This is a genomic window from Citrobacter sp. RHB20-C16 (assembly GCF_013890155.1).
GTDB classification, from domain to species: Bacteria; Pseudomonadota; Gammaproteobacteria; order Enterobacterales; family Enterobacteriaceae; genus Citrobacter_A; species Citrobacter_A amalonaticus.
Genome location: NZ_CP057630.1, coordinates 3,328,129 through 3,353,792 on the forward strand (window position 1 = coordinate 3,328,129; position 25,664 = coordinate 3,353,792).

Consider the following 25,664-nt stretch of genomic DNA (forward strand, 5'->3'; position numbering starts at 1 on the left):
TCGCTCCATTCACTCTTTACCCCAATAATATTGACAGTAAAAGAGTGCACTATGACTATTAACTCTTAAATATCCAGGACAGACAATCTACAGCCTCGCAAGCATAAGCGAGTAGATTAAGTAAGCAATATGCTAATAGTTAATATCAACTATTATTTTCTCTTTATATTGACCGTTAACTGATAAACGTGAAACATTTTTAGTTGTAATACATTTGTTAGTTACTATTTGCAGTTTCGAATTCCCATTGCCATTATTCATGATTTCTATTTTTTTAATATTCTGCCGTTTTTGTATATTTGCGAGGAGCGAATCATAAATACGTTTCATAGGCTGAGCGTTAAATATCTCTATTTCGACTATATTGTCATAACGTTTTGGCATCACACTATAATTAAGTGGATAGGCAGAATAAAGAGCAATTCTATCTCCACCCGAAATACTGGCAGATGTCACATTGGCTATTAATTTAGCATGTGGTATTTCTCCAGCAAAAGGAAGGACAGCATCAGATATACTTTTATCAAATGTACAATTCTGTGATATTCCACTGTTCACCAGTTGAGAGGAATCATCAGATTTTATATTATTCTGCATATCCGATACAGGTATTGTCAGGGGCTTATTTTGATTTAGGCCAACGCTTGTGCTTGCAGTCACTGCAACATCTTTTTTTGTCCTTCTATTTTAAAATGTTCTCGCGGTGATAATTTTGCCAAAGATGCAATTAGCGCATCAGGTTGTGATGTTGAGAGTTTATCATCAATAATAATTTTTTTCGCACTCTCATAATCATCGGATTTTACCAGAGCATAGGCTAGGTTATACGCAGTTTGTGGTTTATATTCTTTCCTGGAATACAGAGGGAGAAGATAATTTCTTGCCGTAATATAATCTCCTTGCAGAATAGCCATCATGGCCAGATTATTGACGACGACCTCTTCATCATAAAAAAGCCCTCTTGCTTTTTCAAAAGATAACGTTGCCTTAAGATAGTCTCCTGTTTGAGCCAGTAAAATACCCTGTAAATTCCATAATTCCCCGTTTGAGTCATCATGTGCAAGCATTTCATTTAGAATGGTCTGGGCTTCATTTTCCTTTCCTAACTCAAGCAGATTCTGTGTCTTAAGCAGTAAATATTCTTTACTTCCTTTTTTTTCTACCAATGGTGCCAGATAAATATTTGATGAGTTATAGTCGCCAATTTTATTATATAGCTGTGATAGATAATATCGTTCATCATCATTATCTTTAACACTGAGTTTATTTCTGTATATCTCAATAAGCCCTTGATAATCATTCAGTTGAGTTAGGATATATTCCTTTTGTTCTTCATCAGATGCATTCGTAGGTCCACCTGTACAGCCAGATAGCACAGCAAGCATTAATAGGGGTAATAATCTTTTTACCATGTCGAAGTCATCTTAATCAGGCCCGGACCGGCAACAATTGCGATCAGGGGAAAGAGAATAAAAGCAATCATTGGGAATGTCATCTTTGCAGAAAGTGCTGCAACTTTTTCTTCCATTGCAAGTAATTGCATCTGTCTAATTTCTTTAGATAAATCTATAAGTACAGCATATATCGACGAGCCAAATTTTGTGCTCTGCAATAATGCTGAACACATCATTCTTACTTCTTCATTAACCACTTCACCTGAAAGTTGTTCAAGTGCAGCGTTAATGCCACTAACATCAGCTCTCAAAACAGTGCGGATAAGCAACGAAGACAGATCTTTATTGATCACTTCCATCTTATGAGAAATATAAGCAAGCGAAGCTTCGACTGTCATACCTGACTGGATGCATACGGCTAAAAGATCTATACAGTAAGGAATGTCATTAGATATTCTTCTAAATCGCCGCTGAGAAATAGCTGTTTGCACTCTCGAAGGTACGATAACAATCACTCCGAGTATAGCTAACAGTGCAATCATTAGCACCTGATTATCAAGCTTCATCCATCCCATATAATTCGCTATGAGCACTGGTGAAGCTATCACAACAAATAAAAATGCCTTAACTTTAACATTCTTATCTAACTCAGATGAAATTGAAACAAGTTTACTATTTTTCTTGAATGTTTTATCCAGTTGCGTCTCTATCAAATTTGTTCCATATGTTAATATATTCTTTTTATTACTATCTACTTTAGAAAAATTGATTAACTTCTTAACTTTATTAGCTCGCTGCTTGCGATAAATAAGGAGTAATATACTTCTCATTCCAGTCAGAAAAACAATAAAAGAAATAATATATATCATTTCACCCAACCTTATTCATCATAGACCAAACGATAAATAGCCCTATTAATATACTTGTTAATGCGTAATAAAGAATATATTTCCCTGCATCTGTTCCAATAAGAATTTCAAAGTTATCTGGTGCCACAAATTTCAAGAAAAAGAAAAAAAAGACAGGAATAATGACAAGTACTTTAACCGACATTCTTGCCTCAGCAGTCATTGCGATTTTTTTTCTGTCCAACGTCTTACTTGCTGAGATTAACATTGTCAGGCGAGACATCACTTCGCTAACTTGCCCTCCGCCTTTCATATTTATAAGTACCGTAATAACGAATGAAAAATATTCACTATAGGGAAATTTTTCGTAAGAATCCATAAATATGCGCTCAGGATCATCTCCGATATCCAGTCGCATGAGAATACGTTTGAACTCTCTTCCGAAATCGCTGTCTATCACCCGCGAGCATTCTTCAAAGCCCTGCAATACCGGGCGCCCTACTCGTACCGCGCTATTAATTATATTGAGTGCCTCGGAGAAATCCCTCTCAAACTCTCGCCGGTACTTTTTTACTTGTCGCATATACAAAATATAGATGGTAGCAAGTAACGTTATATTTGTTATTACGACATTGCTGAAATTCAGATATTCCATGTTTACATATAATGCTGCGGCACATGCCACCAGTATTATCGCTACATGCTTAAAAATGTGCTCGTTTTTTTTTCCAATTAGATTAGCATGAAGCTTTTCAATAAAAATAAAAACTCCTGCCATTGAATCTTTGAATGGTTGTTTTTTATTTGCTACTTCCTGGCTGGCAATGATGTTCGTTGAGAGTATTTTTCCTTTTATTTCTTTCGTTTTTTTTAACGATAAATATATTTGAAGAACGCCACAAATAGAGATAACAATAAAAATCATTGCCATTATCATGAGACTTTATTCCCAAATAGTTGCCGTAACGGATCAAGATAACCATGAATTAAAGCTTGCCGATAAACTGCTGACCGCTGCAAAAGACCGTTACATGTAAATGTACCCGTGATCATACCATTATTATCTCTTTCAGGATTAGCAGCATAAGAAAAGATATCCTGTAGAATAATATTCTCACCTTCCATCCCCATGACTTCGGATATATTTATTACTTTTCTGGACCCATCGGGAAGACGTGAAGCTTGAACAATGATATTCACAGCAGTTGAAATATTTCTCCGTATTGCTACTAGGGGTAATGCTGAATTGGCCATCATTACCATGCTCTCAAGACGAGCTAATGCATCACGCGGGTTATTTGCATGCAGCGTTGACATAGAACCATCATGTCCGGTGTTCATTGCCTGCAGCATTTCGAAGGCTTCTGGTCCGCGGCATTCCCCAATAATAATACGATCCGGGCGCATACGAAGTGAGTTGATAACCAAATTTCGCATCGTGATTTGCCCTTGGTTTTCTGAACCTGCCAATCGCGTTTCTAGTCTTAATACATGTGCTTGTTGTAAACGAAGTTCCGCTGCATCTTCAAGTGTCAAGACACGTTCAGTTTCGTCAACATATTGGGACATCGCATTTAGTAGAGTTGTTTTACCCGAGCCTGTCCCCCCGGAGACAATGATATTGACTCTACAGCGACTTGCAATTACCAGGAAATTAGCCATCATTTCATTCATACTGCCATATTTGATTAGCTCTCCCAGAGTTATATTTCCCTTACCAAATTTACGAATGGACATTGAAGTGCCATCAATAGATATTGGAGAAATAACTACGTTGAGTCGGCTACCATCAGGCATACGCGCATCCACAAGCGGTTGCGCGTCATCAATTCGCCTTCCTACTTTACCCACCAAACGTCGGGCAATATCTGTTAACTGCTCATTATTGATGAACTGCTTATCAGAGAGTTCCAGGCGACCTTTACGTTCTACAAAGATACGATCCGGGCCGTTGACCAATATATCGCTAATCGACTCATCTTCCATTAACTCGCGCAATGGACCATAGCCAGTAATTTCATCAACAACTAACTCACACAGCTCCTGTCGCTCCGGTGCAGAGAGATAATTCTCTGTGCGATTGTTATTAATAACATTACGAATAACCGTATTAACTTCGTTAATGAGTTCCGCACGGTTTTCTTTGATACTTTCAATTTGTTCCAGATCTATGTTTTTAAGTACTTCTTGTCTGAAATAGATAAAGGAAATTGATTTATTCATATAAGGCCCATGATTAATATAGTGCCTTGACGAGGGATAGCCACGATGATAACCTGGTCATTAATTATTTTTCTTCTTATTAAATATTGAAAATAGTGATAGACCTTTCTTATTGCCATCAGGTTTCTCACCTTTCATATTTTTACCCAACATTTTGGCCGTAAAGAAATAAAGTTCTGATTTGTTATCAGTCTTTTTTACATCTTTAATGTAAGGGTGTACAATGTCAATTTTCTTACCCAGGTAATTTTCTATATCTTCCTTATTCAACTCATTCGGCCTTGAATGATGATTTTCATTCAGAATGATAATGTTTTTTGAATTTTTCTTCTGATTGTCTGACGTGGTGGTTGTTCTTTCTAATTCATCAATGATAAGACGGGCATTGCGTACTGATGAGAGTTCTCTGGTTACAACAATAAAGATAAAATCGGAACCAGGGACAATGTAGGCAAGTTTATCTCTCACCTGTGTTGTAACGTTATGGTCAAAAACAACAATATTATAATTTTTGTATTCGTCCGAATCAAACTGCCATTGCTCTTCATCAGTTGCAATCTTCATTCCGCGATTTGCGTCAATATAAGATATTACACCGTCATGTTGTAGAGCGGTATCTGATATGAGATCAAGATCGGGTGTGCCTGTATGCCCCTGAACAAGCAATACAGGTAAATGACTTAATCCACAAATTGATCTAAAAAACTGGTATGCGACAAAAGAAGTTCCACTTCCCCCTTTGCAGCCCAGGATACTGATGCGTTGTGTATAGCTCACACTTGTAACATCAGTTTCAAAATTCTTCAATGTTACACCGAGCAATGTAATTTGTGAATCAAGATGCAAATATACAGCCCCAATTCGCTTCATCTCATTGCTGAAGGTAATTGAATCAACATCACCAATAAATATTTTTTTCGTTGCAGCTGGAAAGAGATATTTTATCTTTTGCTGTATAGCGTCTACATCGTTAAAATCTTCAATATCAACGATGAGATACTCTGACGATGTTAATTCTTTATCATCGATAATATCATTGAAAAATTTATTTACCTGGATAATGTCATGGCAGCCGTTCACGCGTATTTGGGTCATTACCCCAGCAGAAACATGACTACGTGATGAGATGACAGCAACAGTTCCAATGGTGGAATTGTTATTTTTATTTTCAATATTTCTTTTGTTAATTTTAGTAAGATCCAGCATTTCCCCTCCCGTTCCTTATCGGATAAATCCACCGCGTGAAATGAAACTTCTTGCGTCTTCTTCTAGTCTATTAGTATGTTCATCAGCAACGCCGACATTGAAAAAAAGTTTGTCTACTGAAGTTTTATGGTATTGGGGAGTGGGGATTTTATAGCTATTTTCTGCTGAAAATGGTTTTACTAATTTTACAGTTGCGAATACGACCAGCTCACTCTTCTCTCTTTCAGTCTGTGAGCTGCGGGCAAAAGCCCCAAGGATTGGGATATCGCCGGCATACGGCACTTTAGATAAAGACTCTCGGTCAGTTTCAGTCAGTAATCCACCGATGACAAAACTATCTCCATCGGCTAATTCTATTGTGGATTGTGTTCTTCTGGTGTTAATGGTCGGGATAGCATAGGAGTTGTAAGTGTAGCTCCCTGTAACATTACTTAATTCGTTAGATATGAAAAGACGGATTTTATCAGTGCGATTCACCTTTGCGCCAATATTAAGACGTATGCCGTATTCCTTATACTCCACAGATGCCGTACTGTTGCCACCACTGTCGACAACAATTGGAATCTCCCCTCCTACCAAAAAGCTGGCATACTCTCCTGAGAGAACGGTTAAATTCGGTTGTGCTAACACTTTCGCAATGCTGTCGTTTTTGACGGCGTTGATAACAGTACTAATGTTTCCTGCATCAAATCCGCCTTTAAAGCCTATTAAGCTGAAGACTCCCGCGCTGTTTGCTGTACTCCCACCGTTGATGATACTGTCAAGTGTTAAGCTGCTCCATTCAATGCCCAACGCATCGGTGAATTGCTTAGTCACTTCAACAACGGTTAACTTCACATTAACCTGTTGCGGCGATGATAGTACAGTCATGCGATCGATGATATTGTCCCATCTTTTTTTACTTAAATGGTCGATCTTGGTGCCGCCCGTGCCGCCGCCTTGCGAGTTTTCATTCCAGGTGACGTCTTCTTCTTTTTTATCACTGCCAACAAGACTACCAACAGTGTTATAGATCTCATCTCTTAATTCTTCTGTCGCCACTTCACCCTGAATAATATAAGTTGCCTTATCTTTACTCATGTAGCGCTCAATGCTAATTTTGGTGCCAGGGTATTTTTTATTCACCTTTTGGGCCAGGGAGCTTCCAATTTCATCAACGGCAACGCTGATTTTTTTTAATACTTTACCTTTCACTCCGTAAATCGTTAGATCAGCCACACCTGGTTGCTTGGCGAACAGGACAATTTTTTTATTATCAATGACTTTGTAATCTGCAACTTCTGGGTTTGAGATGAAAACAGTCTCTATTTTCTGCTGCGATGAAATATTTTTTGCTTGCCCTTCCTTCAGTGTTAAATCTTCTCCAAAGGCAGACGATAGTAATAATGGACATAAACAAAATAAAACGAGCACTTTTGCTGTTTTCGACATAAATCTATCCTTATTTTTAAGCATCCGTATTATTAATACTTTTAGCGCTATTTGCTATTTATCGAACTGTTAGCACTATTCTCACCGCGAAACTCTCTTATAAACTCACTGTCATTTTGAATCGTTGTCGCACTTTGAACCGCTGTCGATAAAATATTTCTATTATCAATCGGCCACTGACCTTCATCCCCCACTAAGACAGAATGAGCAGGATCAAATTCAGCAATATTTTCACTCGTAGGGAAAATATACAGTTTCGCATCCTCTAAACCTTTTAGCATTATCACTTCTGCAGGCGTAAGCTCCACTAAAACATATCCTTCATTTATCATGGGGTTTTGTTCATTTACTACTGCTTTAACTTTCGATGTAACTGTTTGAATGGACAGTATCTTCTTATTTTTCATTAACATTTTAAAATGCCGACCATTAATATGATCCGTTGCATCTGTTACTGGCGTGGTCTTTATCTCTCCGGATTCGTCTTTTGTTACTCTCAAATTATAGGCCAGATAAATATCTACTCCGCCGCCAGCTTGCGCATTGTTGAAGAGATAGCTATCATTTTTTTTAATAGAGAATCCGTAGACTATACTTCCAGGTTTTGCTGACATTTTTATATATTCTTCGCTACCTGGCTTAACTAAAATTGCCTGGGGAATTTTTGCGCCTTCTGAAATATCACTTTTCAGCATCCAGTTATCAATATCGCCCACAGAAAGTGTACTTTTTTCATTCCCCCCCTCTTTTATCTTGAGGGTTTCGAGTTGAAAATCCCCAGAGGTTAATCGCGTCCCTTTTTGCAGATTTTTCTTCGCAACGGCGACGGTAATACTTTCCGTAGGCGCTTCGATAACTTTTGTTTGAACAACTTTCTGCACCTGACTGGGCTTGTACTGGGGTTTCTTGCTCGCCATATAATAAAAAAGCATACCAATGATACCAATAACGATCATGGCAATATTAATTATTAATGAGTATTTTTTGCTCATTGATATCCTCAACGTTATCAGGCTAATATGTGTGACGTCATAATTTATATGACGCAAACTATGATTTATGATGCCATCATCGTCCGCATATTATGGGAAAATTGAATATAAGAATTAAGTTCTATAATAGAAGTAAATGTATATTGAGGAATACGTACATGATATACATTTATTTAGGACATAGCTACCGCACGGACTTTGCTGATTGCGAAGCCTACAAAGGGATTACCATATTTTGCTTACACATAAAAAATGATGTTTTCACACCATTTTATTAATATTCACTTTATTAAACTGTGCGGACAGAATATTTTCTGCCCGCATTAGCTCAATGCTTATTATGAAGTAATTGAGCTCATGACCTGTTCCGATACCGTTGAGAAGATGCTTTTTAACAAATTCTCTACAGTACCACCTCTACCGAAGATCACCGCAACCACAGCTGCAACGCCAGCGAGTACAATTGCATATTCTACAGCTGTCACGCCTCGCTCATCTTTAAAGTAGTTATGGACACGTTCGGCCCCATTTAACCCCTTAACATAAGCTTTGATGAGTAGCTCATTCATTTTCTTAGTCCCTATTATGATACATTTAGTAGCTAACAACCCTGATAGCTAGTCGCGCGTATACACAGTCTGCAGCCTGAATTCGTATATGGCTCAAGCTGGAAACATTATGAACTTTGGATTTCTAAAATATAACCCTATGATTTTTTTTAAGATTATATTTATATAGCGAAGGGGATTGAATTGTCAGATTACAATTCATCAAAACGATTGATTTGAATTTGTGGGAATTATATCGTGCGTTTTTTCTTCTTTTTTTGAGGCGTTTCTGATTAATTTAAATTAAATTACACATGAGATAATATAATGCAATATATTTAAATAGATTTGTTTTTTTGCGACCTGCCAGAATTTGGGTCCAATAAAGAATTCACTATCGGACCCACAATGAGACACTTTCGCTTAGATGTCTAATTGACCCTCTGTTGAGTCATTATTAAACGCCTTGATGCGCCACCTTCTGATACAGCGCGTCCCACATCTCTTTGACTAACGCCTGATCGCGCGGCGACAACTCACCGGCACCGATAGCGTTTTCCAGGCTGCGGGTGACGTTGGCATAGACGGCCTGAGCAGAATGGTCATCAGTACCTTCCAGTTCTGCGACGGCTAACGTCAGGTGGCCACGCAAATATCCACTGGCAAACAGCTCATCATCGCTTGCATGCTCTACCATGTCGTCGATTAATGCCAGAATGCGTGATTCAAACTCCGCGATCATCTTCTTTCCTCATTGTAACGTGGCACTGGCTTCAGTTGAGCGCTTCTGGCCACGGGAATTGTTCCGCCGTAAGTTCAGGCGTGTGATAATAATTCTGTAATGCTTTGATGAAGCGCGCCGGACGTTCGGGAATGCCCTCCTCCAGATACGTCATCACCTGTGCATGAACCCGACGCTGAAACACCACGCGGTCCGGTTCAAAATCGCCTTCCAGGTTGTCGCAACTGACGTTAAACGGATATCCCGCCGCCACGCAAAACAACCAGTCGAATGCCTGCGGTTTCACTTCCACATCTTCAAACTGCCCCTGTGTCACCGCATCGCGACCGTCCGGACAATACCAGTAGCCGAAATCCACCAGCTCGCGGCGCGCTTTTCCGGCAATGCACCAGTGCGAAATCTCATGCAATGCGCTGGCGTAAAAGCCATGCGCAAAAACAATCCGGTGATACGGGATCTCCGTATCAGCAGGAAGATAGATCGGTTCGTCGTCGCCTTTAATCAGACGGGTATTAAAATCATCGGCAAAGCAGCCGTTAAAAATCTCAATCAATTGTTCGTAGCGGTGCGTACTGTTCATTAATTCATCCCCAGCCAGTGGAGAATCTCCTGTCCATGGTTATCATAAAGAAGTTTCATGCTCATCACCGCCGAGACAATGACGATCATGGGCCGAATCAGCTTTTGTCCTTTGCTCAGTACCAGTCGGGAGCCCATCCGCGCCCCGAGAAATTGCCCGATCAGCATGACAAATCCGGTGGCCCAAATCACTTTCCCACCGATGACAAACAGCAGCAGGCCGCCAATATTGGAGGTGGCATTCAGCACCTTGGCGTGAGCCGTCGATTTAGCAAGGTTATAGCCGCACAGCATGACAAACGACAGCGCGTAAAATGAACCAGCCGCCGGGCCAAAAAAACCATCGTAGAAGCCTACGCAGCCACCGGCCACCAGGGCAAACGGCAGACCGTACAGGCGACGCTGTCTGTCTTCCTCGCCCACTTTCGGCATCAGCAAAAAGTAGAGACCAATGCAGATCACCAGAACAGGCAGGATCTGTCGCAACACGCCTGACTGCACATGCTGCACCAGCAGTGCGCCGCTCATCGAACCAATAAACGTCATCGCGATATTGAGTTTTTGCTCGGCGAGGTTCACCACTTTACGGCGAATAAAATAAATTGAAGATGAAATCGAACCGCCGCAGGCCTGCAGTTTATTGGTTGCCAGCGCCTGCGCGGGAGACATCCCTGCCGCCATCAGCGCGGGGATGGTCAACAGGCCGCCGCCGCCCGCCAGTGAGTCGATAAATCCAGCCAACATTGCCACAAAAAACAGCACCAGCAACAGCAGCGGAGAGACCATAAACAGGTCCGCAAAATTATCCATTAGAGTACATGCTCATCCAGAAGCGCCTGGCAGGAAGGCGGCAACGGAGGCGGTGTCTTCTTCTCAGGCTTTGTTGTTCCAGGTTTTGGCGGTTCAAACCAACTTTGTAGCTCAGCGCCGCAACCGTCGCCCGGAGGAGGCAAAGGTTGATCTTCGCACTCCAGGCTGTCGGCAGGGCAACGTAATCGGACATGCATATGCGCACGATGCTGGAACCAGGGTCGCACTTTACGTAACCAGTCGCGATCGGTACCGGCATCCAGGCAGAGCTGTTGTTTTATGGCAGGATTCACAAAAATACGCGTGACGTCGTTATCTTTCGCCGCCAGCTTAATCAGGCTGGAGATTTCCGGTTTCCAGAGCGAAGGCACAACATGTTTACCGTCACGGGCGACCAAATCCAGCGCCTGGGGACGCAACAGTTGCGCCTGAGTCCAGCGTGTTTTTGGCAACTGCAGGAAAATGTCTACATCCAGACCGGTCTGATGGCTGGCATGTCCGCCGTTAAATCGACCACCGGCGGGCATTCCCATATCGCCAATCAGCACCGTTCCCAACCCCAGATTGCTCACCTGCGTACTCAGTCGCTGGATAAACATCACCAGATCGGGATGGCCAAAATAGCGGCGCTGATCGGTGCGCATCACCTGATAGTGATCCGACTGCACGGGAAGCGTGTCCGCCCCCACAATGCAGCCGTTCGAGAAACCACCAATTGACTGTGCGCTGCCCGGCACGGGCTGGGTAATTTTCTGCCACGGCGTCGCCGCCAGACTGGCCGCGCTGGCAAACAGAGCCAGCAATGCTATCGCGGTTTTTTTCATCTCTTACCAGCGTGGAATATCCGTTTTGACATCCGCATTTTGCGCCCGTTGACGTAACAGGTGATCCATCAGCACGATCGCCAGCATCGCTTCCGCGATGGGTACCGCACGGATCCCCACGCACGGATCGTGACGACCTTTCGTGATCATCTCCACCTCTTCGCCAAAACGGTTAATTGTGCGACCCGGAACGGTAATACTGGACGTCGGTTTCAGCGCCATGTGGGCCACGATTTGCTGGCCGCTACTGATCCCGCCCAGAATACCGCCGGCGTGATTGCTCTGGAAGCCGTCTTTGGTGATTTCATCACGATTCTGACTGCCGCGTAGCGCCACGACCTCAAAGCCGTCACCAATTTCGACGCCTTTCACCGCATTGATGCTCATCAGCGCGTGGGCGATATCGGCATCAAGTCGGTCAAAGACGGGTTCACCCAGGCCTGCCGGCACACCGCTGGCGACCACGGTCACTTTCGCGCCAATGGAATCGCCCTCTTTTTTCAGCGCGCGCATCAGCTCGTCCAGCGCTTCAATTTTATCAGGGTCAGGACAGAAGAACGGGTTTTGCTCGACCTGCGACCAGTCTTTGATTGCCAGCGGAATGTCGCCCATCTGGGTCAAACAGCCCTGAATGGTTACGCCAAATTTTTCAGCGAGATATTTTTTAGCAATGGCACCTGCCGCCACGCGCATCGCGGTTTCTCGCGCGGAAGAACGCCCGCCGCCACGATAATCGCGCAGGCCATATTTCTGTTCGTAAGTGTAGTCTGCGTGTCCCGGACGAAACACGTCCTTAATAGCGCTGTAGTCCTGCGAGCGCTGATCGGTGTTTTCAATCAGCAAACCTATGCTGGTCCCCGTCGTTACGCCTTCAAACACGCCGGAGAGGATTTTCACCTGATCCGGTTCGCGACGCTGCGTCGTGTAACGCGACGTGCCAGGGCGACGTCTGTCGAGATCGTGCTGCAGGTCAGCTTCTGTCAGCGGAATGCCTGGCGGCACACCGTCGACGATACAACCGAGCGCCAGCCCGTGCGATTCGCCGAAGGTGGTTACACGAAAGAGTTGTCCAATTGTATTTCCTGCCATTGCGGTCTCGTTGTTGTCGTTGTGGTTTAATCTTTATAGAGGCTGAAGTGCTCGCGGGCAGCAATCAACTCGGCTTTGGTCAGCATAAAGACGCCATCGCCGCCATTGTCAAATTCCAGCCAGGTGAACGGCACATCCGGATATTGTTCCATCAGATGTACCATGCTGTTACCGACTTCACAAATCAGAATGCCGTTATCAGACAGGTAATCCGGCGCGTTGCCCAGAATGCGACGGGTGAGTTTCAGGCCGTCAGTGCCGGACGCCAGACCCAGTTCCGGCTCATGACGATATTCATTAGGCAGATCGGACATATCTTCCGCATCAACGTACGGCGGGTTGGTTACGATCAGATCGTACTGAACCTTCGGCAGGTCACGGAACAGATCGGAACGAATCGGCGTGACATGATGGATCAGACCGTGCTCTTCAATGTTGTGTTCGGTCACGGCCAGCGCGTCCGCCGAGATATCTACCGCATCCACTTCCGCTTCCGGGAAGGCATAGGCGCAGGCAATCGCAATACAGCCGCTACCGGTACACATATCAAGGATTAGCTGAGGCGGCTCACTGACCAGCCCCGCAAAGCGGTTGTTGATCAACTCACCAATTGGAGAACGCGGCACCAGCACGCGCTCATCAACATAAAACTCATGGCCGCAGAACCAGGCTTTGTTGGTCAGATAGGCCACCGGAATACGTTCGTTCACACGGCGGATTACGCGCTCAACAATACGGTGGCGTTCGCTGGAGGTCAGGCGCGCGGTACGCATATCTTCTGGAATATCCAGCGGCAAATACAGCGATGGCAACACCAGTTGCACGGCTTCATCCCACGGGTTATCGGTACCGTGACCGTACCAGATGTTCGCCGCGCTAAAACGGCTGACCGCCCAGCGCAACATGTCCTGAATGGTATGCAGATCACTCACTGCTTCATCAACGAAAATTTTATCCACCTGTTCCTCCAGGGCATGCTCGCATTAATTTCGGCGGCTAGTTTGCCATGAAGACGGCGATAAATCAGCAATCACGCAGGGGTTGCGGGTGAAAATTGCGTTTTGAGCATTCGCATCCGCATCGAGTCGGGTAAACTAACGGACAATAAAAAAAGATGAGATCACAGAATGAAAAAGAAAACATCGCTGAGCGAGGAGGACCAGGCGCTGTTCCGGCAGCTGATGACCGGCACCCGTCAGATTAAACAGGACACCATTGTTCATCGCCCGCTGCGTAAAAAGATCACCGAGGTGCCGGTTAAGCGGCTGCTTTCGGAGCAGGCCGATGCCAGCCATTATTTCTCTGATGAGTTTCAGCCGCTGCTGAATACGGAAGGCCCGGTCAAATATGTCCGTCCTGACGTGAGCCATTTCGAGCTGAAGAAAATGCGCCGTGGCGATTACTCTCCGGAGCTGTTTCTCGATTTACACGGTCTGACGCAGCTTCAGGCAAAGCAGGAACTGGGCGCGCTGATTGCCGCCTGCCGCCGGGAACATGTGTTTTGCGCCTGCGTGATGCACGGTCACGGCAAACATGTGCTGAAACAACAGACGCCGCTGTGGCTGGCGCAGCATCCGCACGTCATGGCCTTCCATCAGGCACCGAAAGAGTACGGCGGCGATGCCGCGCTGCTGGTGTTAATCGAAGTGGAAGAGTGGGCGCCGCCGGAACTGCCCTGAGCACAGAAACAACAAGAACCGCATCAGCGGCTCTTTAGCGTACTGATAAACCTGATTCCGGCCCCCCGACAAGCAGAGAGCACCTCATTAAAAAACCAGGAAATCAATTTATTGATTTTCGGCTGATAACCACAAAGAAGGAAAAACCACGTTTTTTCTTCTTTGTCAGCAGTCTGAAGAGCCGCATCAGCGGTTCTTTACAGAGAATACAGCGGTTAAATCGCTTTCGCCATTTTGAGGTTGCACGGGCTCATCTGCCAGTTGAACACCCCTTTTCCGCTTTCATCCAGCGTCACACTGGCAATCGCGGAGGTAGTAAACATCGGCGGCGTTTCGCCTGGACACAGCTCGGACACCAGATAACCCACTAACGGAAGGTGGGAGATTACCAGCGCGGTGGCTACGCCTTCATTGGCCAGAGCCTGCAAATAGGCGCTGACCAGACCGACATCGCCGCAGGGAGTCAACTCCGGCAAAACATCCACGTCGCGTGGCAGGTTCATGCATCCCCCTACCACATCCAACGTTTGTTCGGCTCGCAGGAACGGGCTCACCAGAACACGTTCGATATCCACTTTTTGACCTTTCAGCCAGTTCGCCATAAGGCGTGATTCGTCACAACCGCAGGGGGTTAAGGGACGAACCGAATCACTGGCGGCATCGAGGGCCGCGTCGCCGTGACGCATGATAAAAACTTGCATATTGCACCGCTTTTGTTAACCAGAATCACACGCACCCCAGCCAAAACCCCTCAGGGTTGCTGTAATGCAGTGGCCGGCATTGTGCCTTATCCGTTCACTGAATGAAACGCTGTGTTTTACCTCAATGGCGTAAGTATAGTCAATCTGTGTTTACAATTTAACCAACCCACAGCCATTCAGTGCGGATATACCTTACATTTGACCTTGTTCTTTCAGGTCAGTTTCATCTGCTTTCCAGAAACTTTCACCCCGCTCCGCCATCTGTAACAACGTATCGCACGGCGTGAACCGCGGACCATACAGCGAAGCCAGACGTTGCAATACCGCAACCACTTCACCCGCCCCGAGAGAATCCATATAACGGAACGGGCCACCGAGAAACGGAGGAAAACCAATACCAAACACTGCGCCAATGTCACCATCGCGCGCGCTACGGATCACCTGCTCATCGAAGCAGCGCGCCGCCTCATTGAGCATTAACATGACGCAGCGTTCCGCAATCTGCGAAGCGGAGAGCCGGCTCTGCCCCTGAGCGCCTATAAGCGTATAAATTGTAGGGTCGACCTGTTTTTTGCTTTTACGCCCTTTCGCCCCATAAAGATAGAAACCCCGACCATTTTTTCTACCTTTGCGATCGTCATTCAAAATTGATGAAACAACATTTGCAGGGGCGCTAAAACGCTCGCCATAAGCGGCTTCCAGTATCGGTATAATTTTAGTGCCTGTGTCGATTCCGACCTCATCCAAAAGTTGGATTGGCCCAACCGGAAAACCAAACTTTACCAGTGCGCTGTCGATCTGCTCGACCCGCTCACCTTCGGTCAGCAGGCGAATCGCTTCATTGATATACGGCGCAAGAATGCGGTTTACGTAGAACCCAGCCTTATCACGCACCACAATTGGCGTTTTGCCCTGTTTTTTCGCCAGCTTAACCGTAGTGGCGATGGTTTTCCCCGACGTCATAGCATGCGGAATCACCTCCACCAGCGGCATTTTTTCTACCGGGCTAAAGAAGTGCAGACCAATCACCTGCTCAGGCCTGGCCGCTTTGGCCGCAATATCGCTAATCGGTAAAGATGACGTGTTGGAGGCAAAAATGGTGTGGGATGCGCAATTCTGCTCAACTTCCGCCACCATCTGTTGTTTTAACGACAGATCTTCAAATACCGCTTCAATCACCAGGTCGCGATGGGAAAAGCCGCGATAGTCGGTCGAACCCGATATTAGCGCCAGCTGTTTGTCACGTTCACTGGCTTTGATATGCCGACGACGTACCTTCGTTTCAAGCTGATCCCAGCTGTATTTCAGCGCGTGATTGATTCCTTTGGTATTTATGTCTTTGATACGAACTGGCAAGCCACCTTTACAGGCTGTGACGTACGCAATACCGCCTCCCATCAGTCCACCACCTAAAACGCCGACGCTGTTAAGCGGCCCTGGCGGCACCTCGCTGCCCGGATCCTTTTTCACGTCCGTACTGGCAAAAAAGATATTGCGTAACGCCTGCGATTGCGGCGTCATCGCCAGCTCGCCAAACGCGCGCGCCTCCGCGTCATAGCCGCTGCTACTCCCCTGTGCCAGTCCGGTTTCAATCACCTGTAAAATACGTTCTGTCGCCGGGTAATTTCCCTGGGTTTTCTGTTCTGTTTTCTTGCTGACCATGCGGAACAGCAACGCCCGTCCGAGCGGGCCCGCCAGAATACGTTCACGAACCGGTAAAGCGCGGTGAACGGGACGATCTTTTTTCGCCCATTCCACGGCAGCATCCAGCAGGATCGTCTGCGGGACTACCTCATCCACCAGCCCCGCTTTCAGCGCCTGCTTCGCGCGAAGTTGCTTACCAGTGAGGATCATATCCAGCGCCGTACTAACACCCACCCGTCGGGGTAGCCGTTGGGTACCGCCCGACCCCGGCAGCAGCCCGAGTTGCACTTCCGGTAAACCGAGTACGGTTTTTGCATCGTCCGTGCAAACGCGAGTATGACAGGCCAGCGCCAGTTCAAGTCCGCCACCCAGGCAAGCGCCGTGAATGGCGGCCACCACCGGAATCGGCAGCGCGTTAATCTCGGCCATCAGTTGCTGCCCCTGTCGCGCCAGCGTTTCTGCTTCCTGGGCGCTTTTGCAGCGGCCAATCATATTGATATCCGCCCCGGCAATAAAATTGTCCGCTTTTGCAGAAATAATGACGACGCCGCGAATCGCCTTGTTCTCGCGAATCTGTTTAAGAATGATGCGTACCTGCGAGGCAAACTCCGCCTTAAGGGTATTCATCTTTTCTCCGGGGACATCAACAGAGATGACCGCGACGTTGTCCAGACGCACGTTAAGCGTAAAAGCCGATGTCATTTCCATTATTCCGCCTCCAGAACCATTGCCGCACCCAGCCCACCCGCTGCGCAGGCGGTGACCAGGCCAAAGCCGCCACCACGACGACGTAATTCGTGCAGCGTTTGCGTGATCATCCTCGCGCCCGTCGCGGCAAATGGATGTCCAAAGGCAATTGAACCGCCAAGTACGTTAAATTTGCTGTCATCCACTTCGCCAGTGGCATGGCTTCGACCGAGCACGTCGCGGGCAAAACGCTCACTGCCAAGTAACTGGAGATTGGCAAGCGTCTGCGCGGCAAAGGCTTCGTGCATATCGAAAAGCGTCAGATCGGCCATTGTGATGCCCGCACGTTCCAGCGCCAGCGGCGTAGACCAGGCCGGACCCAGCAGCATATCCTGCCAGACATCGATCGCGGTAAACGCGTAGCTGCGCAGATAGCCGAGCGGAACCAGCCCCAACTCTTTCGCTCGAGATTCCGTCATCAGGATGACTGCCGCCGCGCCATCGGTCAGCGGAGTGCTGTTTGCCGCCGTAACGCTGCCATGCTTGCGGTCAAATGCCGGACGCAGTCTGGCGTAATCTGCCAGCGTGGAGTTGCCGCGAATATTGTTATCTTCAGACAGGGGCTCTTTAAAAGGCGGTGTGTAAGTGGTCATGACTTCATCGGCGAGCTTACCTTCTGCCCACGCCAGGGCGGCCCGCTGATGAGAACGATGCGCCAGGGCATCCTGTTGTTCACGGGTAATCCCGTAGGTTTTCGCCATCTGCTCAGCGGTATCGCCCATTCGCAGACCGGTTGAGTATTCCGCCACAGCAGGCGGGACGGGCATCAGATCGCGCAAGCGCAGACGGGAAAAGAGTTTCAGACGCTGCCCCATCGTGCGGGCTTTGTTGACATCGACCAGCACCCGCGCCAGTTTTTTGCTGACGCCAATGGGCAGCACCGAAGATGAATCAGCCCCACCGGCGATACCCGCACGAATGGTGCCGGTCATCAGGCTTTCTGCGACGTTAGCCACTGCCTGAAAACTGGTTGCACAGGCACGACTGACGCTGTAGGCATCGGTATGCACATTCATCCCCGTCCCGAGCACAATTTCACGCGCGATGTTCGGCGCTTCCGGCATCTGTACCACCTGGCCAAAAACCAGTTGTTCAATCACATCAGCAGGGATTTCACTGCGTGCAAGCAGTTCGCCAACCACCATTTTGCCGAGATCGACGGCGGGAATGCCATGATATGCGGTCGCCTGACGGGCAAAAGGCGTACGTAATCCGCTCACGATGGCGATGCGATCGCCCTGACGGGTGACCAGCGGTAATGCCTGACTCATAACACTCCCCTGTAAAAAATAAATAAGTGGTCTGACCTGATCATAGTCTTAACCAATTTTTTACATTTAGCCAAGCGGAGCGCAAAGAAAGTGAGAGCTACGACACAGTGAATAATCACTGCCTGAAACGAAAATGCCCCGGGGAAAACTCACCGGGGCATCAGAAACAACGAGGCGGGATTAACGCAGACCCAGCTGGAAAATCAGGGTTTCGGCTTCGCAGGCGAAGACAAAATCGATATCCAGACGCACGCCGTCAGACTCTTCGGTGAAGGTCGAGGTGATTTTGCACGGTTCAGATTCCACGCTACGGGCTTTTTCGGTCAGCGCCGCCAGCGTCTCTTCAGCTTCTGCGCGGTTAGCGAACACGCGGCTGTATGATGCGGTGCAATCGGAGTTGTCCATGATGGTACCAACATCCATACAGCAGCAAACCGGGGTTTCATCAGCACTGCATTTACTCATTGTAGATTTCCTCTGTATTTCGCACCCAGGGTGCCAGATAAACGATGGGGATATTTTACGCCCCCCACATTCACCTCTCCAGTTGTTAATTGTGCGAAATGCGATAAGTGACCGAAATCACAATTAAAAATGATCTAAAACAAATTTCACCTAAAAGGGTGAGTACGCAAACCGTCAATTTTGCCAGCTGGATCGCGTTTTTAAGATCACAATTGAAAAAAGTTATAAACATACTTGCAACATTTCAGCTGGTCAGACCTATACTCACGCCACTGGTCTGATTTCTATGTTGTACCACAGACCCTACACTTCGCGCTCCTGTTACACCATGTAACATAGTTTGTATAAAAATAAATCAATTGAGGTTATGGTCATGAGCCAGAAAACCCTGTTAACAAAGTCTGCTCTCGCAGTCGCAGTGGCAATTATCTCCACCCAGGCCTGGTCTGCAGGCTTTCAGTTAAACGAATTTTCTTCCTCTGGCCTCGGCCGGGCCTATTCGGGTGAAGGCGCTATCGCAGACGATGCAGGTAACGTCAGCCGTAACCCAGCGCTGATCACAATGTTCGATCGCCCGACGTTCTCTGCGGGTGCGGTCTATATCGATCCGGACGTCAACATCAGCGGACGCTCTCCGTCTGGCCGTAGCCTTGATGCCGATAACATCGCGCCAACGGCGTGGGTGCCAAACGCACACTTTGTTGCGCCAATTAACGATCAGTTCGGTTGGGGGGCATCAATTACCTCTAACTACGGTCTGGCAACAGAGTTCAACGATACCTACGCAGGCGGTTCTGTTGGCGGTACCACCGACCTCGAAACCATGAACCTCAACTTAAGCGGCGCCTATCGCTTAGACGACGCCTGGAGCTTCGGTCTTGGTCTGAACGCCGTTTATGCGCGTGCGAAAATCGAACGCTTCGCCGGTGACCTGGGGCAACTGGTCGCCGGTCAGGTGATGAACTCTCCTGCCGGACAAACGCCGCAGGGTCAGCAACTGGCTGCCACCGCAAATGGCATCCCAAGCGATACCAAAATTGCTCATCTGAATGGTAACCAATGGGGCTTCGGCTGGAACGCCGGGATCCTGTATGAACTGGATAAAAACAACCGCTACGCGTTGACCTACCGTTCTGAAGTCAAAATTGACTTTAAAGGTAATTACAGCAGCGATCTGCCTCCGGCGATCAACAACTACAACCTGGGTATCCCGACCGCTACCGGCGGCGCCACTCAGTCAGGTTACCTGACGCTTAACCTGCCAGAAATGTGGGAAGTGTCCGGTTATAACCGCGTAGCGCCGCAGTGGGCTATCCACTACAGCCTGGCCTATACCAGCTGGAGTCAGTTCCAGGAGCTGAAAGCGAAATCCACCAGTGGTGATACGCTGTTCCAGAAACATGAAGGCTTTAAAGACGCTTACCGCATCGCACTGGGAACCACCTACTACTACGATGATAACTGGACGTTCCGTACCGGTATCGCCTTCGATGATAGCCCGGTTCCATCACAAAACCGCTCTATCTCGATTCCGGATCAAGACCGCTTCTGGCTGAGCGCCGGTACCACCTACGCCTTCAATAAAGATGCGTCTGTGGACGTTGGTGTCTCTTACATGCACGGTCAGAGCGTTAAGATTAACGAAGGTCCGTACCAGTTCGAGTCTGAAGGTAAAGCCTGGCTGTTCGGTACCAACTTCAACTACGCATTCTGATTTCTTGCAGATGTAAAAAAGGTGAGCTTTTTAGCTCACCTTTTTATTTGCTCAATCTGGCTTACTCGGAATCGATCTCTTTGAGTTCATCCTGAATCGCCTGCGCGTTCGGGTTTTCCTGCGGCTTGAGCTTGCCGCCATCAGCGATAAAATCATGACGCTGGAAGTAAGCTTCACGAACCATAATGTAGGGATCGGAAGACTGACGCAGCAGACCATCGGAATCCAGCAACTGGGCACGGGTTTCAATCCCTTCAACCGTCCATTTACCGATAGACATCGGCCAGGTCAGCCAGGAGAGCACCGGATATAACGTATCCGCCATATCGCCGCCATCATCACGGATCGTCCAGCTACCATAGAACGGTAAGTGCACGTAAGGACCGTAACCTACGCCATAGTGACCTAAAGTGCTGCCGAAGCGATGCGGTTCAACACGCTGCAGTTTCGGGTTCGCCATACCGGCGACGTCAATAAAGCCCCCCATCCCCAGGATCGTGTTGAGGAAGAAGCGGGTGAAATGCACCATCCCCTGATACGGATCGCCCTGCAGGAAATAGTTCACCATCACCGCCGGCTCTTCCAGGTTGCCAGTGAAGTTGCTCAGACCATTACGGGCAGGCTGCGGAACATAATCACGCCATGCGACGGCCACCGGTCGAACGATATACGGATCCAACACATTAAAGTTGAAGTTGTACATGGTGCGGTTGAACCCTTCAAGCGGGTCTGAACGCCCCTGCTGTTCTGTGCCGGAACTCGCACACCCCACCAGCAGTGTGGTTCCCAGCGCAAGCGCCGACAGGCGAAGCTTCATAAATGTCTCCCTGTTAATTATGGCTATCGCTGATTGCCATCCATGACGGAACGCTATCGTATCCGCCTGTAAAGGTGTGAGCGATTGTAACAGTACGTCAAACGATGTCTATATCACCGAACTTGTTGATTTGATCATAGCCTGGTCACACCAGAATCGTCGCGCTTCTATTTTAGCGGGATGAAGAAAAACAAACGTTACCATTTTTGCGTTTTCAGAACATGTCCTGACGGGGGCAGGCTAAAAACCGCTACGCTTTAACGTGTCAGTGCTCATACCGGAGACGAATGATGGTCGATCATGAAAACGACAAATTAGATAAACATAGCGACGAACTTGCCGTCGAAAGTGAAGAAAAACAGGATGGGAAGAAGATAGAACTGGATGAGGATCGCCTCCCCTCGCGGGCGATGGCGATTCATGAGCATATTCGTCAGGACGGGGAGAAAGAGCTGGAACGGGACGCGATGGCATTGCTGTGGTCTGCCATCGCCGCCGGGCTTTCGATGGGGGCTTCGCTGCTGGCAAAAGGGATCTTCCACGTTGAACTGGAGGGGGTACCCGGCAGTTTCTTGCTGGAGAATCTCGGCTATACCTTTGGCTTTATCATCGTCATCATGGCTCGTCAGCAGTTGTTCACTGAAAACACCGTCACCGCCGTGCTGCCCGTCATGCAGAATCCGACGCTCAGTAACGCGGGCCTGTTGATGCGACTGTGGGGTATCGTACTGCTGGGGAACGTGCTGGGCACCGGCGTCGCGGCGTGGGCCTTTGAATACATGCCCATTTTCAACGAAGAGACCCGCGATGCGTTCGTGAAGATCGGCATGGACGTGATGAAAAATTCACCTACGGAGATGTTTGCCAATGCCATTATTTCCGGCTGGCTGATTGCCACCATGGTCTGGATGTTCCCGGCGGCGGGTGCAGCGAAAATTGTGGTGATCATCCTGATGACGTGGCTGATTGCGTTGGGCGATACCACCCACATCGTCGTCGGGTCGGTCGAAATTCTCTATCTGGTATTTAACGGCACGCTGCACTGGAGCGACTTCCTCTGGCCGTTTGCCTTACCCACGCTTGCCGGAAACATTTGCGGCGGCACCTTTATCTTTGCCCTGATGAGCCACGCGCAGATCCGCAACGATATGAGCAACGCCCGCAAAGAAGAAGCCAGAATCGCGGCGCAAAAAAGAGACAATGCGCAGAAAAAGGAGGAAAAACAGTCCTGAATGGCGACGGTTTGAACAGTCAGGCGGTCACTCTCTTACCGGGGCAAACAAAAACCGGTATACTCGTGCCGCCTCGTCCCCTTAGTTAAATGGATATAACGAGCCCCTCCTAAGGGCTAGTTGCAGGTTCGATTCCTGCAGGGGACACCATCCGGCCCACCGTGGCGAGCCGGAAAACGTCCAGGCGTTAAAGGGTGACCGAATGCGCTTTTTCGCCGGGTTTGAATACTACCTCTCCGAGGCTGATACACGCGACCGGGCAAACATGGCCGCACAGCAGGCAGCCGACGCATTTTTCGGTATTGCAGTGCGGGGTCCGCGTCTGTTCGTTCCACTCCATCGCCTGATGACCACCGTCGAAGCAAGAAATGTAGCAACGACCGCAGCCGACGCATTTTTCCTGATTAATATGCGGGTAAACGATATAACTGCGGTCGAGATCTTCTGCCGGAACGATATTGGCATTTGCCAGCCCCACCATCTCATCCAGCGAGTCGAAACCCTGATCGTTAAGATAGTGCGACAAGCCGCTGATCATATCTTCAACAATGCGATAACCGTACTGCATGATGCCGGTTGTCACCTGAAGTGTTGCGGCGCCCAGCAGCAAGAACTCGGCAGCATCTTCCCAGGTTTCAATTCCACCGATACCGCTAATCGGAAAATCTTTCAGCTCAGGATGGATGCGTAGCTGCTGAATGAAGCGCAGGGCAATCGGTTTCACCGCTTTACCTGAATAGCCCGAAATACTGGATTTGCCATTGACGACTGGCAGACCCAATTTACGCTTGAGGTCAATATTGGTAATTGACTTGACGGTGTTGATGGCGGCAATACCATCGGCACCACCGCGTTTCGCCGCCAGCGCAACCTCGCACATATCGCCGATATTGGGCGTCATTTTAGCGAGCATCGGCAGAGAAGAGCCGCGTTTCACCGCCTGGCAATATTTCTCCACCAGTTCAGGACTTTGCCCCACATCGCTCCCCATGGCGTGAGAGGTCATCTGCGGACAGGAGAAGTTGCATTCAATCATATCCGCGCCAGCCTCTTCGACCAGATGCGCCAGATCCTGCCACTGCTGCTCATTTTCCCCCATGATCGAGGCGATCAGCACCTTATCCGGGTAATCTTGTTTGAGCCGACGAATCACCGCAAGATTTTCTGCCAGCGGGTGCTCAGCAATCTGCTCCATGTTTTTAAAGCCGATAAACCCGGTGTCTTCTTTAATCAGATGGTCGAAGCGGGGAGAAACTTCGTTGGCGATAAAGAAACCGATGGTTTTAAAAACGATGCCGCCCCAGCCGCTATCGTAGGCTTTAGCGCACATCTCATAGCAATTGCCGACCGGGGAAGAAGAGAGGCAGAACGGATTGGGAAACTTCACGCCGCAGAAGGTAATAGAGAGATCTTTGGTTAGCATGATGATGCCTCCTCTAAATAGTGATGAATGGCTTGAGCGGCTTCTTTCCCGGTTTTAACGGCATACACCACGGTTTTATCTCCCTGGACGATATCGCCAGCGGCGAACAGTCCCGGAACTGCAGTCTGGTAATGTTGAGTGTCGACGGTATTGCGTTGTACCCGAATGCCGGAGAAGGCTTCCAGCCCGGCATGCTGACCGACGGCGAGGATAATTTTTTCTGCGGTCAGAGATAGCTCGCCAGGCAGGCGCACGTGCCTGAAGGTGACCTTATTTCCGTCAACTGCCGTTGGCGTAAAGCCATCAATGATAGAGACGCCCAGCGCCTGGGTGGTGGTGAACTCTTTTTCACTGGCCGGGAACTCCGCAAGCTCTTCACGCGCCACGCAGGTAACCGATTCACAGCCGAGAATTTTGAGCGTACTGGCCACGTCCATGGCGACATCGCCGCCGCCAATCACCAGCGCGCTTTGCGGCACGGATATGCCACCCGCCTTGCCACGCGCGCGTTTTAAAAAGTCGACGGCGATTTCTGCCGTCCCCGCGTCATTAAACAACGGCAGCGACATGCCTTTTGACAGGCCGACCGTCAGCAGGACAGCGCGATATTCAGCTTTGAGCGCCTCCAGCGTGACGGTGTTGCCAATCTCGCAGCCACAGCGGATTGTCACCCCCATTTCCGTAATACGCGCAATTTCAGCGTCCAGCACCGATTGCGGCAGACGGAATTCAGGAATGCCGTGGCGCAACCAACCGCCGGGTTGGGCCGTTTTTTCGAACACAGTGACGTCATAGCCCAGATTGCACAACGTGACACTGGCCTGCAACCCGGCTGGGCCCGCCCCCACGATGGCGACGTTGCCCTTATCTTTACGGCCTGGCTGATAAATCTGCATCTGCGTTTGTCGTTCAAAGTCGGTGACAAACCGTTGCAAACGGGCAATATCGATAGGTTTATCAATTCCGGAACGGGAACAGCCGTGCTGGCAGAGTTTTTCCGTGGGACATACCCGGGCGCAGACGGCGCCAAGCGCGTTATTTTCTCTAATGGTTTCGGCCGCGCCCTTAAAGTTACGGAAATAAACAGAGCGGATAAATTTCCCCGGGTCTGTTTCCGCCGGACAGGATCGGCTGCACGGTGCGTCGTGACACAGCAAACAGCGGGAAGCTTCTTTGATAGCCAACAAGGGCGTGAAGCCAGGAATCAGTTCATCAAGGTAGTCTCGTTGCGACATATGCCATTCCTTAATAATAAGTTTACGTAAGGCAAACTGAGTACAAATAG

Annotated in this window: 25 protein-coding genes and 1 tRNA gene; 4 read left to right on the top strand and 22 right to left on the bottom strand. The window is 48.2% G+C overall.

Features of this window, described 5'->3' with window-relative positions; genetic code table 11:
• Nucleotides 1–132: 132 nt before the first annotated feature.
• The 15 genes from HVX64_RS15975 to prmB form a co-directional block, all read right to left on the bottom strand.
• Nucleotides 133–660: a hypothetical protein gene (locus HVX64_RS15975; protein ID WP_181825051.1), complete on the bottom strand. Its 528-nt coding sequence runs from the start codon at nt 658–660 to the stop codon at nt 133–135.
• Nucleotides 657–1,412: a hypothetical protein gene (locus HVX64_RS15980; protein WP_181825052.1), complete on the bottom strand. Its 756-nt coding sequence runs from the start codon at nt 1,410–1,412 to the stop codon at nt 657–659. The genes HVX64_RS15975 and HVX64_RS15980 overlap by 4 nt, the downstream gene beginning before the upstream one ends.
• The gene (locus HVX64_RS15985) at nt 1,406–2,263 is read right to left on the bottom strand and encodes a type II secretion system F family protein (protein WP_044258466.1); all 858 of its coding nucleotides are present in this window, start codon (nt 2,261–2,263) and stop codon (nt 1,406–1,408) included. The genes HVX64_RS15980 and HVX64_RS15985 overlap by 7 nt, the downstream gene beginning before the upstream one ends.
• A gap of 1 nt (nt 2,264) precedes the next feature.
• Nucleotides 2,265–3,167 (bottom strand): type II secretion system F family protein, encoded by a 903-nt coding sequence (locus tag HVX64_RS15990; RefSeq protein ID WP_172740605.1) that lies wholly within the window; start codon nt 3,165–3,167, stop codon nt 2,265–2,267.
• A gap of 8 nt (nt 3,168–3,175) precedes the next feature.
• Nucleotides 3,176–4,465 carry a CpaF family protein gene (locus HVX64_RS15995; protein ID WP_042999974.1) on the bottom strand — a complete coding sequence of 430 codons (1,290 nt, stop codon included), beginning with the start codon at nt 4,463–4,465 and terminating at the stop codon, nt 3,176–3,178.
• A 60-nt stretch (nt 4,466–4,525) separates the two neighbouring features.
• On the bottom strand, nt 4,526–5,671 hold the full coding sequence (locus tag HVX64_RS16000; RefSeq protein WP_044258464.1) for a hypothetical protein: 1,146 nt from the start codon (nt 5,669–5,671) through the stop codon (nt 4,526–4,528).
• Nucleotides 5,672–5,686: 15 nt separating this feature from the next.
• Nucleotides 5,687–7,102 (bottom strand): pilus assembly protein N-terminal domain-containing protein, encoded by a 1,416-nt coding sequence (locus tag HVX64_RS16005; protein ID WP_042999972.1) that lies wholly within the window; start codon nt 7,100–7,102, stop codon nt 5,687–5,689.
• Between the two features lie 47 nt (nt 7,103–7,149).
• Nucleotides 7,150–8,094: a hypothetical protein gene (locus HVX64_RS16010; RefSeq protein WP_044258462.1), complete on the bottom strand. Its 945-nt coding sequence runs from the start codon at nt 8,092–8,094 to the stop codon at nt 7,150–7,152.
• Nucleotides 8,095–8,432: 338 nt separating this feature from the next.
• Entirely contained in the window at nt 8,433–8,663 is a 231-nt protein-coding gene (locus tag HVX64_RS16015) for a Flp family type IVb pilin (RefSeq protein ID WP_052443929.1), read from the bottom strand.
• A gap of 436 nt (nt 8,664–9,099) precedes the next feature.
• Complete coding sequence (locus HVX64_RS16020) at nt 9,100–9,384, bottom strand: YfcL family protein (RefSeq protein ID WP_042999969.1); 285 nt, start codon at nt 9,382–9,384, stop codon at nt 9,100–9,102.
• A gap of 31 nt (nt 9,385–9,415) precedes the next feature.
• Nucleotides 9,416–9,964, bottom strand: coding sequence for an elongation factor P hydroxylase (locus HVX64_RS16025; protein WP_044258458.1), 549 nt, complete (start codon nt 9,962–9,964; stop codon nt 9,416–9,418).
• Complete coding sequence (locus HVX64_RS16030) at nt 9,964–10,773, bottom strand: sulfite exporter TauE/SafE family protein (protein ID WP_042999967.1); 810 nt, start codon at nt 10,771–10,773, stop codon at nt 9,964–9,966. Before HVX64_RS16030 ends, HVX64_RS16025 begins: the two co-directional genes overlap by 1 nt.
• The gene (mepA, locus tag HVX64_RS16035) at nt 10,773–11,597 is read right to left on the bottom strand and encodes a penicillin-insensitive murein endopeptidase (RefSeq protein WP_044258456.1); all 825 of its coding nucleotides are present in this window, start codon (nt 11,595–11,597) and stop codon (nt 10,773–10,775) included. Before mepA ends, HVX64_RS16030 begins: the two co-directional genes overlap by 1 nt.
• A gap of 3 nt (nt 11,598–11,600) precedes the next feature.
• Nucleotides 11,601–12,686 (bottom strand): chorismate synthase, encoded by a 1,086-nt coding sequence (aroC, locus tag HVX64_RS16040; RefSeq protein ID WP_042999965.1) that lies wholly within the window; start codon nt 12,684–12,686, stop codon nt 11,601–11,603.
• Between the two features lie 26 nt (nt 12,687–12,712).
• Entirely contained in the window at nt 12,713–13,645 is a 933-nt protein-coding gene (prmB, locus tag HVX64_RS16045; protein WP_042999964.1) for a 50S ribosomal protein L3 N(5)-glutamine methyltransferase, read from the bottom strand.
• 168 nt (nt 13,646–13,813) lie between these two features.
• On the opposite strand from prmB, the gene smrB reads away from it, so the two are divergent.
• Entirely contained in the window at nt 13,814–14,365 is a 552-nt protein-coding gene (smrB, locus tag HVX64_RS16050) for an endonuclease SmrB (protein WP_042999963.1), read from the top strand.
• Nucleotides 14,366–14,580: 215 nt separating this feature from the next.
• Here the strand turns inward: smrB and sixA are convergent, their stop codons facing one another.
• From sixA to HVX64_RS16070, 4 genes are all read right to left on the bottom strand, one after another.
• Nucleotides 14,581–15,066: a phosphohistidine phosphatase SixA gene (sixA, locus tag HVX64_RS16055; RefSeq protein ID WP_042999962.1), complete on the bottom strand. Its 486-nt coding sequence runs from the start codon at nt 15,064–15,066 to the stop codon at nt 14,581–14,583.
• 192 nt (nt 15,067–15,258) lie between these two features.
• Nucleotides 15,259–17,418: a fatty acid oxidation complex subunit alpha FadJ gene (gene fadJ, locus HVX64_RS16060; RefSeq protein ID WP_181825053.1), complete on the bottom strand. Its 2,160-nt coding sequence runs from the start codon at nt 17,416–17,418 to the stop codon at nt 15,259–15,261.
• Nucleotides 17,418–18,728: an acetyl-CoA C-acyltransferase FadI gene (gene fadI / locus HVX64_RS16065; RefSeq protein WP_044258453.1), complete on the bottom strand. Its 1,311-nt coding sequence runs from the start codon at nt 18,726–18,728 to the stop codon at nt 17,418–17,420. The genes fadJ and fadI overlap by 1 nt, the downstream gene beginning before the upstream one ends.
• Nucleotides 18,729–18,908: 180 nt before the next feature.
• Complete coding sequence (locus tag HVX64_RS16070; RefSeq protein WP_042317736.1) at nt 18,909–19,193, bottom strand: YfcZ/YiiS family protein; 285 nt, start codon at nt 19,191–19,193, stop codon at nt 18,909–18,911.
• Nucleotides 19,194–19,566: 373 nt separating this feature from the next.
• Here HVX64_RS16070 and fadL point away from each other — a divergent pair, with 373 nt between their 5' ends.
• A complete protein-coding gene (fadL, locus tag HVX64_RS16075) occupies nt 19,567–20,907 on the top strand; it encodes a long-chain fatty acid transporter FadL (RefSeq protein ID WP_042999959.1) in 1,341 nt (446 codons plus the stop codon).
• Nucleotides 20,908–20,968: 61 nt separating this feature from the next.
• Here the strand turns inward: fadL and mlaA are convergent, their stop codons facing one another.
• Nucleotides 20,969–21,724 carry a phospholipid-binding lipoprotein MlaA gene (mlaA, locus tag HVX64_RS16080; RefSeq protein ID WP_044258452.1) on the bottom strand — a complete coding sequence of 252 codons (756 nt, stop codon included), beginning with the start codon at nt 21,722–21,724 and terminating at the stop codon, nt 20,969–20,971.
• 290 nt (nt 21,725–22,014) lie between these two features.
• On the opposite strand from mlaA, the gene HVX64_RS16085 reads away from it, so the two are divergent.
• Both HVX64_RS16085 and HVX64_RS16090 read left to right on the top strand, forming a co-directional pair.
• The gene (locus HVX64_RS16085; RefSeq protein ID WP_044258449.1) at nt 22,015–22,956 is read left to right on the top strand and encodes a formate/nitrite transporter family protein; all 942 of its coding nucleotides are present in this window, start codon (nt 22,015–22,017) and stop codon (nt 22,954–22,956) included.
• Nucleotides 22,957–23,031: 75 nt separating this feature from the next.
• Nucleotides 23,032–23,106, top strand: a tRNA-Arg gene (locus HVX64_RS16090).
• A gap of 37 nt (nt 23,107–23,143) precedes the next feature.
• On the opposite strand, the gene preA is transcribed toward HVX64_RS16090, so the two are convergent.
• Both preA and HVX64_RS16100 read right to left on the bottom strand, forming a co-directional pair.
• Nucleotides 23,144–24,379, bottom strand: a complete 1,236-nt coding sequence (gene preA / locus HVX64_RS16095) for an NAD-dependent dihydropyrimidine dehydrogenase subunit PreA (RefSeq protein ID WP_044258448.1) — start codon at nt 24,377–24,379, stop codon at nt 23,144–23,146.
• Entirely contained in the window at nt 24,373–25,614 is a 1,242-nt protein-coding gene (locus HVX64_RS16100; RefSeq protein ID WP_044258446.1) for an NAD(P)-dependent oxidoreductase, read from the bottom strand. Before HVX64_RS16100 ends, preA begins: the two co-directional genes overlap by 7 nt.
• Nucleotides 25,615–25,664: the final 50 nt, after the last annotated feature.

Excerpts from the sequence above, each read along its gene's own strand:
- smrB (WP_042999963.1), top strand. The coding sequence starts at position 13,814 with ATGAAAAAGAAAACATCGCTGAGCGAGGAGGACCAGGCGCTGTTCCGG.
- fadL (WP_042999959.1), top strand. The coding sequence starts at position 19,567 with ATGAGCCAGAAAACCCTGTTAACAAAGTCTGCTCTCGCAGTCGCAGTG.
- HVX64_RS15980 (WP_181825052.1), bottom strand. The coding sequence starts at position 1,412 with ATGGTAAAAAGATTATTACCCCTATTAATGCTTGCTGTGCTATCTGGC.
- HVX64_RS16010 (WP_044258462.1), bottom strand. The coding sequence starts at position 8,094 with ATGAGCAAAAAATACTCATTAATAATTAATATTGCCATGATCGTTATT.
- HVX64_RS16020 (WP_042999969.1), bottom strand. The coding sequence starts at position 9,384 with ATGATCGCGGAGTTTGAATCACGCATTCTGGCATTAATCGACGACATG.
- mlaA (WP_044258452.1), bottom strand. The coding sequence starts at position 21,724 with ATGAAGCTTCGCCTGTCGGCGCTTGCGCTGGGAACCACACTGCTGGTG.
- HVX64_RS16005 (WP_042999972.1), bottom strand. The coding sequence starts at position 7,102 with ATGTCGAAAACAGCAAAAGTGCTCGTTTTATTTTGTTTATGTCCATTA.
- fadI (WP_044258453.1), bottom strand. The coding sequence starts at position 18,728 with ATGAGTCAGGCATTACCGCTGGTCACCCGTCAGGGCGATCGCATCGCC.
- sixA (WP_042999962.1), bottom strand. The coding sequence starts at position 15,066 with ATGCAAGTTTTTATCATGCGTCACGGCGACGCGGCCCTCGATGCCGCC.
- aroC (WP_042999965.1), bottom strand. The coding sequence starts at position 12,686 with ATGGCAGGAAATACAATTGGACAACTCTTTCGTGTAACCACCTTCGGC.
- mepA (WP_044258456.1), bottom strand. The coding sequence starts at position 11,597 with ATGAAAAAAACCGCGATAGCATTGCTGGCTCTGTTTGCCAGCGCGGCC.
- HVX64_RS16015 (WP_052443929.1), bottom strand. The coding sequence starts at position 8,663 with ATGAATGAGCTACTCATCAAAGCTTATGTTAAGGGGTTAAATGGGGCC.
- HVX64_RS16025 (WP_044258458.1), bottom strand. The coding sequence starts at position 9,964 with ATGAACAGTACGCACCGCTACGAACAATTGATTGAGATTTTTAACGGC.
- HVX64_RS16070 (WP_042317736.1), bottom strand. The coding sequence starts at position 19,193 with ATGAGTAAATGCAGTGCTGATGAAACCCCGGTTTGCTGCTGTATGGAT.
- HVX64_RS15995 (WP_042999974.1), bottom strand. The coding sequence starts at position 4,465 with ATGAATAAATCAATTTCCTTTATCTATTTCAGACAAGAAGTACTTAAA.
- preA (WP_044258448.1), bottom strand. The coding sequence starts at position 24,379 with ATGCTAACCAAAGATCTCTCTATTACCTTCTGCGGCGTGAAGTTTCCC.
- HVX64_RS15990 (WP_172740605.1), bottom strand. The coding sequence starts at position 3,167 with ATGATTTTTATTGTTATCTCTATTTGTGGCGTTCTTCAAATATATTTA.
- HVX64_RS15985 (WP_044258466.1), bottom strand. The coding sequence starts at position 2,263 with ATGATATATATTATTTCTTTTATTGTTTTTCTGACTGGAATGAGAAGT.
- HVX64_RS16000 (WP_044258464.1), bottom strand. The coding sequence starts at position 5,671 with ATGCTGGATCTTACTAAAATTAACAAAAGAAATATTGAAAATAAAAAT.
- HVX64_RS16085 (WP_044258449.1), top strand. The coding sequence starts at position 22,015 with ATGGTCGATCATGAAAACGACAAATTAGATAAACATAGCGACGAACTT.
- HVX64_RS16030 (WP_042999967.1), bottom strand. The coding sequence starts at position 10,773 with ATGGATAATTTTGCGGACCTGTTTATGGTCTCTCCGCTGCTGTTGCTG.
- HVX64_RS16100 (WP_044258446.1), bottom strand. The coding sequence starts at position 25,614 with ATGTCGCAACGAGACTACCTTGATGAACTGATTCCTGGCTTCACGCCC.
- fadJ (WP_181825053.1), bottom strand. The coding sequence starts at position 17,418 with ATGGAAATGACATCGGCTTTTACGCTTAACGTGCGTCTGGACAACGTC.